This window comes from Limosilactobacillus sp. (genome assembly GCF_051873035.1).
In the GTDB taxonomy this organism is placed as follows: domain Bacteria; phylum Bacillota; class Bacilli; order Lactobacillales; family Lactobacillaceae; genus Limosilactobacillus.
In genome coordinates this window covers 1-13,377 of the sequence record NZ_JBJEEL010000054.1, presented here as the reverse complement: position 1 = coordinate 13,377, position 13,377 = coordinate 1, and the positions used below count along the sequence as shown (strand labels likewise).

Sequence of the window (13,377 nt, the reverse complement as noted above, 5' to 3'; positions counted from 1 at the left end):
CCCCGAATCTTCATATAATAGCAAAGTGAGTTTTTTTATTGGAAGGATATTAATTGAATTAGAAAGGATCATACTATGTCGTTCAGAAGTTCTGTTGCCGCTGGGGCGGGGCATCTTTCATACTCCGTTTTGCACGGCATTTTTAATCGGGGGAGTTCGCTTCCCGGTCTGGTTGCCCTCAAGATTGACCCAGACATTCTTTACCACTACAAGGACCGTTACGACTTCGTAATCGTCGGCGGGACTAACGGGAAGACCACGGCTACCGCTCTGGCCGTTCAGGCACTTAAGCAAAAGTACCCGGACGTCCTTTACAACCCAACCGGCTCCAACATGAAGCGGGGGATTGCGACGATCTTCGTTTCTGCACCGAAGCCCAAGAAGAAGGGCCTGGCCGTCCTGGAAGTCGACGAGGCCAACATCGTCCGCATCGTGAAGTACTTTAAACCTAAGGCCTTCGTCTTTACCAACCTCTTTCGCGACCAGTTGGACCGTTACAGTGAACTGTACGCGACCTGGGACCGGATGCTAGAAGGGGTGCGGATGGCGCCTAAGGCCACGATTATTGCCAACGCCGACGACCCGATCTTCAACTCGGTTGACCTTCCTAACCCGCGCGTTTGGTACGGTTTTGATGATCAACCAATGGATGATTTGGAAGCACCATCTAACACGGACGGGGTCGTTTGCCCGAAGTGTCACCACATCATCCACTACGGCTTTATTACCTACGGGGACCTTGGCGCTTACTTCTGTCCCCACTGCGGTCACAAGCGGCCAAGCCTAGACTACAAGGTTACCGCCGTCGACCGGATGACTTCCACTGATTCCGTTGTCAAGTTTGACGACTACGAGTACACCATCCCCGTCGGTGGTTCCTACAACATCTACAACGCCCTCGCTGCCTACTCCTTATCCCGTTTCATGGGTGTGGAAAAGGCTGATATCAAGACCGCCTTTGAAAAGAGCCCGGAAATCTTCGGTCGACAAGAAAAGGTCCAGATTGGTGACAAGGAAATGGTCATCATCATGGTAAAGAACCAAATTGGGGTCGACACCGTCTTGGACATGATCAAGACCGACAAGGAGCCCTTCTCCTTCGCCTTCTTGTTAACGGCCCTGCCAGCGGATGGTGAAGACACTTCCTGGATCTGGGATTGTAACTTTGAAACCTTAAAAGAACGCGACATCCCTTACTACCTGGTCGGCGCCTCTAATTACAAGGATGCCGCCACCCGCTTCAAGTTTGGCGGCTTTAAGGACGTCAACGTTGAACCGGACCCGGCCAAGCTAATCGACCGGATTCAAGAAATTCCGACGAAACGGCTCTACGCGGTTACCTGCTACACCGCCATGCGGCAACTGCGAAAGGCCTTGGCGGAAAAGAAGTACATCGATGGGGGGATGGAATAGTGGCTAAATATCAATTACAACTGGCCCACCTGTACGGTAACCTGTTGAATACCTACGGGGACCTGGGGAATATCATGGCCCTTAAGTACTACGGTCAACTGCTCGATACAGACGTCACCAGCAAGGTCGTCAGCGTGGAAGATGGCTTTAAAGCTGACGACTATGACCTGATCGTCCTGGGGGCGGGGCAAAAGTTTGAGCAATCAATCGCCCGTGAAGACATCCCCAGCAAGCATGACGAATTACAAAAGTTCATCGAAAGTAATAAGCCCCTGCTAGCAGTCAGTGAAGGCTACCAACTGCTCGGTCAGTCTTACATCAACCAGTATGGTGAGAAGGTCACGGGAGCAGCCCTCTTATCCCACCACAGTGAACAACCGGCCAACGGTGAGCCCATCCAGGGTGACCTAGTTGCAAAATCCCAATGGGGAAGCAACCTCCACGGCCATGAAAATCATGACCTGGTAACCTTCCTTGGTGACGATGAAAAGCCGCTGGGAACCGTGATCGAAGGAACCGGTAATAACTACGATGATGATACCGAGGGTGCCGTCTACAAGAACACCTTCTGCACTAACATGCATACCGTCTTGGACCGGAACGGTGAACTGGCCAAGCGAATGCTATTGATCGCACTGGCTAATAAGTACCCCGACGCGGACCTGACCGCCCAGCGTGCTGTTAAAATCGAACCAACTTATTAAAATAATTTAGGAGTTACAACACCGCTTTTTCGGCCGTTGCAACTCCTTTTTAATTTCCCCGGTATATAAAGACGAGTAAGTCGCCTATAATAGAAATTATAAGAAAAGTTATAACTTGGGGGAGTAAATTATGCATTGTCTTTCGAATAAGCAAAAACTCGGCTTGATTATCGTTATCGCGGTTGTCGCCCTGGTACTTCAATATGGCCTGCACCAACCACTACTGGCACAAATCATCGTAACCGTTGTTGGAGCCCTGGTGGCCTTAACCATGTTTATCGGGATGGTTAAGACTTTACGCTCCGGCAAGTATGGTGTCGACCTCTTAGCAATTCTAGCGGTCATTGCTACCTTATCTGTTGGTGAGTACTGGGCCGCCATGGTCATCCTTGTCATGCTAACCGGTGGGGACGCCCTCGAAGACTATGCGGCTAACAAGGCTAACACTGAATTAAAGGCCCTCCTGGATAATACTCCTCGCCAGGCCCACGTTATTACCCCCAGTGGGAGCACGGACGTGGCCGTTGATGCTGTCCACGTTGGGCAACAGATCATCGTTAAGCCGGGTGAATTGGTCCCTGTTGATGGCGTCGTCGCTGCCGGCCACAGTGACTTCGACGAGTCATCCCTAACTGGGGAGGCCCGACCAGTCAATAAGGACGTTGGTGACGAGGTCATGTCAGGCGCCGTTAACGGCAACGAGGCCGTCACCATCAAAGTAACTAAGTTGGCTAAGGATAGCCAATACCAGCAACTCGTTAAGCTAGTCCAGGAAGCGGAAAGTACGCCCGCTCACTTTGTCCGGTTGGCGGACCGGTACGCCGTCCCCTTTACCATCGTCGCCATCGTTATTTCACTGGTGGCCTGGTGGTTTTCTCAAGATCCCCGGCGCTTTGCCGAAGTCCTCGTCGTTGCTTCCCCCTGTCCCCTAATCCTGGCCGCCCCGGTCGCCATGGTTTCTGGAATGAGCCGGGCCTCCCGTAACGGAGTGGTAGTCAAGACCGGGAGTGTCCTGGAAAAGCTGGCGGGCGCCAAAACCGGGGCCTTTGACAAAACAGGAACGATCACTAACGGTCACCTCGCCGTTGCCCAAGTGTTACCAGCCGGCGAAGTTATGCCCGAACGGCTGCTCCACCTAACCGCGAGTGCCGAACAGAACTCGTCCCACATTTTGGCCCGGTCCCTGATTAAGTACGCCCAGGAGCAGCAAATTTCCCTGGCGCCGGTCGCCGACCTTAATGAGGTCACCGGCCGGGGGATCACCGCGACAATTGAAGGCCACCTGATAAAGGCCGGCAAGCTTAGGTTTGTGGCCCCCCAAACCAATCAGGCTGCGCTAACGACCACCGCAATTTACGTCAGCGTGGATGGTCAGTATTACGGAGCCATTTCGTTTACCGACCATATCCGGCCCGAAGCAGCTACAACCATGACTAAACTCCGCAAACTCGGGGTCAATAACCTGATGATGCTCACTGGGGACCAACGCACGATTGCCCAGCAGGTTGCTAACCGGGTGGGGATTACCACCGTCAAGGCCGACCTCTTACCCCAGGATAAAATTGCGGCGTTAAAGTCCGTCCCGGCCGACCGCCATCCCCTCTTCATGGTTGGTGACGGGGTCAACGATGCGCCATCACTGGCTACCGCTGATGTGGGGATCGCCATGGGGGCCAACGGGTCAACCGCCGCGAGTGAAACCGCCGACGTGGTCATCTTAAAAGACGACCTGGCCAAGGTGGCAAAGGCCGTCGCCATCTCTAAAGACACCATCCGGATCGCCAAGCAGGCTGTCTTAATCGGGATCACCATCTGTACTATTTTGATGCTGATTGCCAGCTTGGGGGTTATCCCAGCCTTTATCGGTGCCATGCTCCAAGAGGTAATCGATACCGTTTCAATCCTATGGGCACTCAAGGCGCGGCAGCTACACCAAGATTAGATTTACCCCTAAACCAAAAGCAGCGCTAAGCATTCGGGAAACCGAACGTTTAGCGCTACTTTTATTAATCCCGCCGTAACTGCAGGTGGTTATTGAAGAGTCGGGTCAAGAATAAGACGATGACAAAGTAAATTAGCCACACAATGTAAGGGGTGGCAACGTTGTTAAAGAGTGTCCCCACCAAGTGGTTGTGCTGGTAGCCAAGTAACAGGCCACTTGTCCCCATTGCCACCAGCATCCGCAGCAAGAGGATCATGATAATAATCAGCATTACCGGAATACCAATCCCGACGATCCACTTTCCAGTCCGGTTTAGCAGGCCAAAGCCATTACCAATTGCCTGGCAGGTAACCACTCCCGTCAGTAGGATCAAGAAGTTGATTAATAACGTCCGGGGACTCTTAATGGGCTCATTGGCTAGTGACAAGAGTTCGTCCAGAATAAAGATCACCAGGGTGGACAAAACTAGGGCTAGTAACCGGCCCCGCCACATGGTCTTGCGGGAAATTCCATTTTGGATCGACCACTTAAAATCAGTGTACGGAGTCACAATGAAGTAGGCCAGCAGGACCAGGTTAATGAACAGGGCCAGCGTCGACGGAATCCCTTGCAAGCCGACTACAAAGGATGACCAATTATGGTTCATTACCAGGCCCCCAAGAGAAATCAGGAATTCAAAGCCGACCACCCAGGCAACGGTAATCAGGATTGCGATCCCCAAGCGGTGAAAGACGTTGGTGACCTCAAGTTTTAACTTTTGGTTATTCATTACTACTACCCCCATTTGTTAACCGGATAAATAATTGCTGTAGATCATAATGGCCAATTTTAACCTGGTCCGGGATCACCCGCTGGTCGTTTAAGTGGTCATAGACGTAGGCCGTCTTGATCTTGCCCAGCTGGTCACTTGACAAAACCCGTAATCCCGCGACGTACTGGTTCACCAACTCACCAGGACCCGTTACGGTGTAGGCCTGTGCTAGCATCTCTTGAACGGCCGCATTCGCAATGACGTGCTGGTCCGCCAGGATAATCACATGCTCCACCAGCTGCTGAATTTCATCAATCAGGTGGGTCGAGATTACAAAGGTCCGGGGCTTATTTTGGTAGGTTTTGATCAATTCCTTATAGAAAATATCACGGTGGTTAGCATCAAGTCCCAGGACTGGTTCATCCAGTAAGATATAGCTGGCGTTGACGTTCAAGGCCACGGTTAGCTTGGCCGCAGTCTGAAGCCCGGTCGACAACTTACTCAGCTGGGTCCCGCTATCAATACCAAACGCCTGCAATAACCGTTCCGCATTCTGGTAGTCAAAGTCACCATAGGCGCCGTCCGCCAGGTCAAACATCCGCCGAATCGTCGTTCGCTTCGGATAGAGGCTAGCCTCACTCATCAAGTACATCGCCCCCAGCACCTGGTCCTGGTCATTAGTGCCCAACTCGCCCAGACTTACCGTCCCACTCGTGGGGAAAACCCGGCCGGTCATGATGTTGAGTAACGTCGACTTTCCCGCACCATTTTGGCCCAGTAAGCCGTAAATCTTCCCCGGTGCCAGTTGAAAACTGACATCATCTAGAATTAACTGGCGGCCGTACTTTTTACTAATGTGGTCAATCCGTAATGTTTCCATCGTTTTCCCCCCGTTCAATAAGTTCCAGTAGGTGTTCCTTGTTGATACCTAGCTTATGTGCCTCCACCACGAGGCTCTTAACATAGTCGTTATAAAAACTTTCCTTCCGTGCTTGCATAATCTTCTCCTGTGCACCGTCGGCAACGAACATTCCACGACCCCGGCGTTTTTCGACCAGACCCTTATCAACTAGGATGTTCATCCCTTTGAGGACGGTCGCCGGGTTGATATGTAACTCGGTAGAAAGTTGGGTCGTTGACGGAATCTGACTCCCCTCGTCAAAGCCCCCGGTAAAGATCATCTCCTCCAGTTGACTGGCAATCTGCTGGTAAAGCGGTGTCGCATCATCAAAATTAAATTGCACGGTGCCACCTCCTCGTTAGTTAATTTGTTAATTACTTATGTAACTAAGTATATAAGTCTGCCAATAAAAAAGCAAGCAGAAATCCTGCTTGCCTTCACTATTCTTCAAATAATAACCGGCGCATGCGGAGGGACAGGGGCTGGTCAAGCAGCAGGTCCATCCCCACTGCCGCCTTTTGCTTGGCCCCCAATTTTTCCTCCGCGACCGATCCTGGCTGAACCTTAGCCGTTCCCAGGTAGTAAAACTCTTTGCCCACCGCATCGTTCCGTTTGACAAAGAGGTGGATCTGCACCCGCGGTTGGCCATTGCCGTCTTTGGCCAACAACCGTTGAACTTCTGGTGAAGAGCGGTGGCGGGGACTACGGGTGTACCAGCGCAGCGATTGCCCGTTTTGCAGCTGGTTATCATAGATGGCATTGCGCTTTTGAGCGTCCTGCTTCTGGTAGGTAATGAAGATAGGGCATTCCCGTTCTCCAACCCGGTAGCCATACAGCGGCGCACTAACGTCACGGGGCCAGTTTAACAGGCGACAGACATCTTTCCGGTCGTACTGCTGGTAAAGGGTAAACTGGTGGCTGGCATCATAGTGCTTACTCATCGCTAGGCCAGTTACAACCGTATCCGTCATCAAGTGGGCAAACTGGTCGTCCTGGTCAATAGCAGTGGCCAGGGCTGGGTCCAGTTGGTAGTCCACCAGGTCGGGATGGCAAACGAGGGCCCGGCCGCCGTAAACCTCCCGGCGGGTCTTCTTACCAGCTTTAACGTCAAAGAAGCGTAGGCTTAAGACCGCATCTAGCGACTGAAGGAGCGCAGGATTAACGTAAGCACCGGCCCGCTGCAAGGCCGCGAGGAGCTGTTCTTGGCTACACCGGTGATCACGAGTAGTTAACAGCAGCTGTAATAACAGTAGCTCATGAGGCCGCTTGCCGTTCACCAGTTCCTTAGTCACAAAGGTCAGGACGGCATGCTCATAGGCCGTCAGCTTTACTGCAACCCCCATTTTATTTAGGAAGTCACCGTAGTTACTGAGGCGCCCGTTAGCGACAAAAACCAGTGGTGAGACGGTCCCGTAACGGGCAAAGTCCTGGAGTAACGGTGGTCGGCCCAGGCGGTGGTGGAGGTCCTGGTAAGCCTGCCGTAATTCTTTAAGACTGTCGAGCTTAACTGCCGCAAGTGAACGCAAGATCCGGTCGGCCGCCACCCGCCGGAAGTTGACCGTCGATACCCCAATCGTCTGGGGAAGGCGGACCTCTTGCCGGGCCTGGTCAACCTGGCGACTGGTATCCTGGTTTAACGCTAACGGAATTAAAAAGTTATTCTGGTAGTTACCGATGAAGTCTAGCACGGTTACGTACTGCTTCCCCGGATACTTTCGTAATCCCCGTCCCAACTGCTGGGTAAAAACGGTCACCGATTGGGTATTGCGGAGCATGATGATTTGGTTAAGTGCCGGGATATCAACCCCCTCGTTAAAGAGGTCCACGGTCACGATGTATTCTAACTTCCCCGCCGTTAACCGGTCCACCACTTGCTGGCGCCGGTGGGGAGAATCCGTGTTGGTAAGGGCCGCGGCGGGGTGCCCGGCAGCGGTAAACTTTTGGGCTAACTCCCGAGCCTCTTCCTGGCGGGAACAAAAGACGAGCCCCTTTGCCTGGTCACCACAGTAACCATAGTAGTCTAACTGCTGCAGAATATAGTAAACCCGCTGGTCAGCTACCAGGTAGCGGAGCTTACTCGTTTCCGTCAACACCGCCCCGTCTTGTTCATAATCCTGGATGCCGACATAGTGAAACGGCGCCAACATATCAGCGGCCAACGCCTCCTTTAGCCGAATTTCGTAGGCCAAATGGTAGTCAAAAAGAGCATAAACATCCTGCTTATCCATTCGTTCCGGTGTCGCCGTCATCCCCAACCAGAACTGGGGAGTAAAGTGGTCAAAGATACGCTGGTAGCTCGGTGCCGTCGCCCGGTGCGCCTCATCAATCAAGATGTAGTCAAACTGGTCAGCAGCGAGTCGCTTTAACGTCGCCGGCTGGCTTAGGGTTTGCACCGTTGCAAAGAGGTACTTAGCGTCCCAATCGTGGTGGTTACCAGATAACAGCCCGTAGTCACTGGCCGGCCCACCAATCACCCGCCGGAAACTCTGGCGAGACTTAACGGCAATCTGTTCCCGGTGAACAACGTACAAAAAGCGGTGGGGGTGAAAGTCCTTCACCGCAAAGGCACCTAGGTAGGTCTTCCCGGTCCCCGTCGCCGAGACCACTAGTCCCCGCTGGGCACCAGACGCCACCAGGGCCGCCAACTCCTTCAGGGCCGGCCGCTGCATTTGATTAGGAACCACTGGGCGCGGTTGTGGCGATAATTGTGGCCGCGCCGGTGCCTGCCAGCGGGCCTGGTAAGTGGCCAACCAGGCGGTTGTCAAGGGCTGGCTGGCTTTCTCCAAGGCAGTAAACTGTGCAGCCAGCTGGTCCGTTAGGTGGGCCGCCGTGCGGGAGCTCACCTTGAGGGTCCATTCAACATTTTGTAAGAGCGCGGCACGGGTAAAATTGGCACTACCCACTAGCGCAGTCTGGTAGTCACCATGGTCAAAGAGGTAGCCCTTAGCATGGAAACCGGCACTCTGTACAATTCGGACGGTCAGGTTAGGAATCTTTAGCAGTTCTTTAAAGGCCCGGGGACTGTTAAAGCCAAGGTAGTCACTGGTAAATAGGGTACCGGAGATTCCCCAGTCAGCGAGGTCGGCTAACGTCGCCTTAAGTGGCACCAGCATGTCTACCGTCACGAAGGCCACCGCCCAGGTAAAGTGCCGGCAGTGCTGTAGTTCATCCTGGATGGTTTGCCATAGCGTCCCGGCCTGGTTATTGGTCAGTAGTTGCGGCGTCAACAACTCATGGCCTGGATATTTCTGACTGTAAAGGCCGTTTAACAGTGCATTTTTAAATGTCGCTTGTTTATCCATTAATCTTCCCTCATCAGTTAAAGGGATCCGACCAGTTAATGATTGGATCCCTTTAGTAACTTCCATCTTAAAATAACCACAAAAGTGCACCACAAATTATCCCGCAGAGCATCCCGGCAACCACATCCCGTGGGTAGTGAACCCCACCGAGGACCCGGGCCAGGGCCAGTAGAACCGTCAACACCAGCAAGACAACCCCAGCTGGCCAAGCAACGCGCCAGGCGACCAGGCTAATGACCGTGGCCGAAAAGACGTGCCGACTGGGCAAAGAATTACCGTGCTTTTCCCGGGGAATCAAGGGGTCGATCATCCACTCATCATAGGGCCGGGGAGCGTTAAGATACCGCCGGGCCAGGGTCAAAATACCGAAGCCCAAGCCCGGAATAATGACCAGGGGGCCAACCGTCTGAACCAGGGCGACTGGTGATGGCCACGCCTGCCCCACTGCCACCAGCAGGGCCCCTAAATAGGCCAGGTACATTATCACTACAGCCAGCTGGTTAAAAATCCGTAGGGCCCCGATGAGGCGGGGGTGCCGACTAAACCAGTTACTCAGGGTCGTATAAAATTCATAGTAATCATACTTAGTATCCATTTTACGGTAGCTCGTTTCCGGCAGCTAGGTAAAGGTCATACCATTCCTGCCTGGTTAAAGTAATATCACTACCGGCCGCACTGTCAGCGATGTGGGTCGGATTCATCGTCCCAATTAGGACCTGCATCCGGGCCGGGTGGCGGAGAATCCAAGCCAATGCAATGGCGTTCTTGCTGACTTGATACTTCGTAGCTAACTGGGCTAGCTGATCATTGAGCTTAGGGAACCGGTCGTTGTTGATAAAGGTACCCGCAAAGGTGCCGTACTGGAATGGCGACCAGGTTTGGATGGTCATTTGGTGAAGCCGGCAGTAATCGAGCAGGCCCCCGTCATGGTTAATCGAACCGTCATCGGTCATGTTGGTATGGAAGTCGTAGTCGATCATCCCCGTATGTTTGAGACCGAATTGGACCTGGTCAACCAAGAGGCGCTGGCTCAACGCCGACTGGAGAAGGGCCACCTGGGCCGGATTAAAGTTCGAAACCCCAAAGTGCCGTACCTTGCCGCTGGCCTGAAGCTTATCAAAAGCCACCGCTACTTCGGCCGGGTCCATTAGGGCGTCTGGCCGGTGAATCACTAGCGAGTCCAGGTATTCCACCCCGGTCCGCTGGAGGATCCCATCAACCGCCTTCAACAGGTGGTCCCGCGAAGAATCGTAGCGGGTAATCTTGTTATCCGCATTCGCGTACAGTCCCGCCTTGGATTGAAAATAAAAGTCATCCCGTGACAAGCCAGTTTGCTTGAGGGCCTGGCCAAAATGAATTTCAGACGAGCCCCGTCCCAAGACTGGGTCATTTCCATAAATATCTGCCGAGTCAAAGAAATTAATTCCAGCCGCGTGGGCCGCCTCAATGGCCCGGGCACAATCAGCTACCGCCAGCGTCCCCATCCGCATAATGCCGAGCGCGACGTTTGAACTGGTCCAATTCGTACCACCAATTTTAACTGTCTTCATCAGCCTCATCCCTTCACAAAAACACATAACCACACTTCATTTTCTAATTATACTTCAACCGCTATCACGCTTAAAGGTGGTTCATTTTTTGCCATGAAAATGCTATATTAATTTTATTATTGTTCGTGGGAGGAATTTCTGATGAATAAACGGGCAAAGGGAATCTTGCTGGCCGCCAGTGGGGCCTCCTTGTGGGGGATCTCCGGTGCAGCGGCACAGTACCTTTTTTCATCGACTGACATTTCTAATACCTGGTTAGTTGGCCTCCGCTTGCTGGGCGCCGGCGTTTTATTAACCCTGTGGTGTATCTTAAAACAGCCCCAGCAACTTAAGGCCGTCGTTACCAATAAGCGTGACCTACAAACGCTCTTCTTGTTTGCTATCCTGGGGATGACCAATTCACAGTTAACCTACTTCTTAGCGATTAAATATAGCAATGCACCGACCGCGACCGTCATCCAGTACCTTCAACCGGTCTTTATCATCATCTGGTTGGCACTGTCAACCCACCGTTGGCCCCGCCGGATTGACTGCTTCAGCATTGCCATTGCACTGGTCGGGACCTTCTTCCTGGCAACCGGCGGGCATTTGGACCGGCTGACCCTTACACCGGTCGCCCTCTTCTGGGGAATCTGGTGTGCGGGGGCGGCGGCACTCTACACCCTGCTACCGCGTCCCTTACTCAGCCGCTTTGATGCCTTAACGGTCTGTGGCCTGGCAATGCTAATCTCAGGAGTGCTACTTTCGCCATCACTGCTACTGATCCCGGCACCCCACCTGAGCCTCTTTTCCTGGGTCCTTGTCGCCTATATCGTCATTGGGGGAACAATGTTTTCCTATACCCTTTTTTTACAGAGTATCCGCTATATTTCACCGGCCGCAACCGGAATTCTAAGTGCCTTCGAACCCCTGGTTGCCACGATCCTAGCAGTAACTTTACTGGGTACCCAGTTGACCTGGGCCGCCGTCTTAGGTTCCTTACTGATCCTCTTTACCACGGTACTCCAGGCCATCCCCTTCCGTAAATTGGCCGTCTTCATTCACTGGCCGCACTTACGATAAACTTATCATTTTCTAAGAATCCTGGCATGACGAACACGGTCATGCCAGGATTTATTAGTTTATTCTTATGCTAAGTTTAAAAAAGTTGTTGAAAAATGATAATTTTAATGGTATTCTAATTTTTGAAGAAAACACCAAGGAGGATTTCCAACCATGACTATTACCATTCATCCACTTAATCAACAATCTTCCTCCTCAGTCTCTAGTTCCCTACGAGGCTGAGTGATTTTGGTGTGCTATTAAATCAGCGGTAGTCTTCCGCCACCCGAACACCGACAATCATTTGGCAACATCCATTTGATTACTGGTGTTCGGGTCTTTTAGTTTAAATTCAAGAACGGAGGATTAAAAATGAATAATCAACAACCAGCAGAAGAGTTAAAGCGTTCGTTAGGCTTTTGGTCGGCGATTTCGATTGTCGTAGGGACCATTATTGGTTCTGGGATCTTTTTCAAACAGGGTTCGGTGCTCGATAGTGCCGGTACTTCGACCTTGGCCATCGCCGCCTGGGTTTTTGGGGGGATTATCACCCTGACCGGGGGACTAACGGTGGCCGAAATCGGGGCCCAAATGCCCTACACTGGTGGGCTTTACGTTTACATTGAAAACATTTATGGCCGGATTCTTGGTTTCCTGGCCGGCTGGATGCAGGTGATCGTGTACGGTCCCGCAATCATTGCCTCGGTAGCTGGTTTTATGAGTATCCTGATGGCCAACTTCTTTGGACTTGGTACCCAGTGGCGAATCCCACTAGCCGTAATTACGGTATTAGCAATCGGGATTATGAACCTCTTTGAAAACAAGGTCGGGGCGATCTTTGCCATTATCACGACCGTGGGTAAAATGGTGCCAATTGCTGCCATCATCATTTTCGGCCTATTCTGGGGTCACCAGGATGCCTTCGGGCAAACCGTTACCGAAATTCACCGGGCCAGCGGCGGCTTTGGGGTCGCTGTCTTGGCAACCCTTTTCGGTTACGATGGCTGGATTCTAATTGCCAACCTCGGTGGTGAAATGAGGAACCCCCAGAAACTTTTACCCCGGGCAATCATCCTCGGGATTACCGCTGTTTTGATTATTTACACTTTAATCACGGTCGGCATCCTTAAGTTCTTACCGGTCAACCTAATTCACCGCCTGGGTGAGAATACGACTGCCTACCTGGCAACCAAGGCCTTCGGGGCGATCGGTGGTAAGCTCCTGTCGGCCGGAATTATCATCTCGATGATGGGAACCCTTAATGGAAAGATGATCACCTTCCCCCGGATCGTGTACGCAATGGCCAAGCGGGGCGACCTGCCCTTCTCACGGTTATTGGCATACGTTACCCCGAAAGGCAAGTCGCCGGTCGTCGCTACCATCTTCATCATTATTCTAGCTACCATAATGATGTTCTTCTTTGATCCTGACCACTTATCGGACCTCTGCGTCTTCACCGTCTACTGCTTCTACCTGCTCGCCTTCTTCGGAATCTTTATCCTCCGGCGGCGGAACACCCCGGAAGAACGGCCCTTCAGTACACCGCTGTACCCGCTTATCCCGATCATTGCCATTGCTGGTGGGATCTTTGTCCTCGTCAGTGAAATTCTCAATGATCCGGCCGGGGTAATCCTATTTATCGGGATCGTGGTTGTCGGCCTGCCGATCCTCTACTTTGTTAAACGACTCGACGCCAAACGGCTTTAATTAGATTAAATTATCTGAAACTTGAAAGTATGAAGACAGACTGATCCCTTGGTATCACAGGGCATA

At 52.3% G+C, this 13,377-nt stretch carries 11 protein-coding genes; 5 read left to right on the top strand and 6 right to left on the bottom strand.

Features of this window, described 5'->3' with window-relative positions:
- Positions 1-75 precede the first annotated feature (75 nt).
- The 3 genes from ACI31H_RS05185 (at position 76) to ACI31H_RS05175 (ending at position 4,059) form a co-directional block, all read left to right on the top strand.
- On the top strand, positions 76-1,413 hold the full coding sequence (locus ACI31H_RS05185) for a MurT ligase domain-containing protein (RefSeq protein WP_439770932.1): 1,338 nt from the start codon (positions 76-78) through the stop codon (positions 1,411-1,413).
- Positions 1,413-2,117 carry a type 1 glutamine amidotransferase gene (locus ACI31H_RS05180; RefSeq protein ID WP_439770931.1) on the top strand — a complete coding sequence of 235 codons (705 nt, stop codon included), beginning with the start codon at positions 1,413-1,415 and terminating at the stop codon, positions 2,115-2,117. The genes ACI31H_RS05185 and ACI31H_RS05180 overlap by 1 nt, the downstream gene beginning before the upstream one ends.
- Positions 2,118-2,247: 130 nt before the next feature.
- Positions 2,248-4,059: a heavy metal translocating P-type ATPase gene (locus ACI31H_RS05175; protein ID WP_439770930.1), complete on the top strand. Its 1,812-nt coding sequence runs from the start codon at positions 2,248-2,250 to the stop codon at positions 4,057-4,059.
- Between the two features lie 64 nt (positions 4,060-4,123).
- Here the strand turns inward: ACI31H_RS05175 and ACI31H_RS05170 are convergent, their stop codons facing one another.
- The 6 genes from ACI31H_RS05170 to ACI31H_RS05145 all read right to left on the bottom strand — a co-directional run bounded on the left by ACI31H_RS05170 (position 4,124) and on the right by ACI31H_RS05145 (position 10,563).
- Positions 4,124-4,828, bottom strand: coding sequence for a hypothetical protein (locus ACI31H_RS05170; protein WP_439770929.1), 705 nt, complete (start codon positions 4,826-4,828; stop codon positions 4,124-4,126).
- Positions 4,821-5,690 (bottom strand): ATP-binding cassette domain-containing protein, encoded by an 870-nt coding sequence (locus ACI31H_RS05165; protein WP_439770928.1) that lies wholly within the window; start codon positions 5,688-5,690, stop codon positions 4,821-4,823. Before ACI31H_RS05165 ends, ACI31H_RS05170 begins: the two co-directional genes overlap by 8 nt.
- Positions 5,671-6,054, bottom strand: a complete 384-nt coding sequence (locus ACI31H_RS05160; RefSeq protein ID WP_439770927.1) for a GntR family transcriptional regulator — start codon at positions 6,052-6,054, stop codon at positions 5,671-5,673. Before ACI31H_RS05160 ends, ACI31H_RS05165 begins: the two co-directional genes overlap by 20 nt.
- 97 nt (positions 6,055-6,151) lie before the next feature.
- Positions 6,152-9,013 (bottom strand): DEAD/DEAH box helicase, encoded by a 2,862-nt coding sequence (locus ACI31H_RS05155; protein ID WP_439770926.1) that lies wholly within the window; start codon positions 9,011-9,013, stop codon positions 6,152-6,154.
- Between the two features lie 67 nt (positions 9,014-9,080).
- Entirely contained in the window at positions 9,081-9,608 is a 528-nt protein-coding gene (locus ACI31H_RS05150; protein WP_439770925.1) for a phosphatase PAP2 family protein, read from the bottom strand.
- A 1-nt stretch (position 9,609) separates the two neighbouring features.
- Positions 9,610-10,563 (bottom strand): aldo/keto reductase, encoded by a 954-nt coding sequence (locus ACI31H_RS05145; RefSeq protein WP_439770924.1) that lies wholly within the window; start codon positions 10,561-10,563, stop codon positions 9,610-9,612.
- 141 nt (positions 10,564-10,704) lie between these two features.
- On the opposite strand from ACI31H_RS05145, the gene ACI31H_RS05140 reads away from it, so the two are divergent.
- Entirely contained in the window at positions 10,705-11,625 is a 921-nt protein-coding gene (locus tag ACI31H_RS05140; RefSeq protein ID WP_439770923.1) for a DMT family transporter, read from the top strand.
- Between the two features lie 351 nt (positions 11,626-11,976).
- A complete protein-coding gene (locus tag ACI31H_RS05135; RefSeq protein ID WP_439770922.1) occupies positions 11,977-13,311 on the top strand; it encodes an APC family permease in 1,335 nt (444 codons plus the stop codon).
- The last annotated feature ends 66 nt before the right edge of the window (positions 13,312-13,377 follow it).

Bases quoted from the DNA above. Each gene is read 5' to 3' on its own strand.
- ACI31H_RS05175 (WP_439770930.1), top strand. From the start codon at position 2,248: ATGCATTGTCTTTCGAATAAGCAAAAACTCGGCTTGATTATCGTTATC.
- ACI31H_RS05170 (WP_439770929.1), bottom strand. From the start codon at position 4,828: ATGAATAACCAAAAGTTAAAACTTGAGGTCACCAACGTCTTTCACCGC.
- ACI31H_RS05135 (WP_439770922.1), top strand. From the start codon at position 11,977: ATGAATAATCAACAACCAGCAGAAGAGTTAAAGCGTTCGTTAGGCTTT.
- ACI31H_RS05145 (WP_439770924.1), bottom strand. From the start codon at position 10,563: ATGAAGACAGTTAAAATTGGTGGTACGAATTGGACCAGTTCAAACGTC.
- ACI31H_RS05165 (WP_439770928.1), bottom strand. From the start codon at position 5,690: ATGGAAACATTACGGATTGACCACATTAGTAAAAAGTACGGCCGCCAG.
- ACI31H_RS05150 (WP_439770925.1), bottom strand. From the start codon at position 9,608: ATGGATACTAAGTATGATTACTATGAATTTTATACGACCCTGAGTAAC.
- ACI31H_RS05185 (WP_439770932.1), top strand. From the start codon at position 76: ATGTCGTTCAGAAGTTCTGTTGCCGCTGGGGCGGGGCATCTTTCATAC.
- ACI31H_RS05140 (WP_439770923.1), top strand. From the start codon at position 10,705: ATGAATAAACGGGCAAAGGGAATCTTGCTGGCCGCCAGTGGGGCCTCC.
- ACI31H_RS05155 (WP_439770926.1), bottom strand. From the start codon at position 9,013: ATGGATAAACAAGCGACATTTAAAAATGCACTGTTAAACGGCCTTTAC.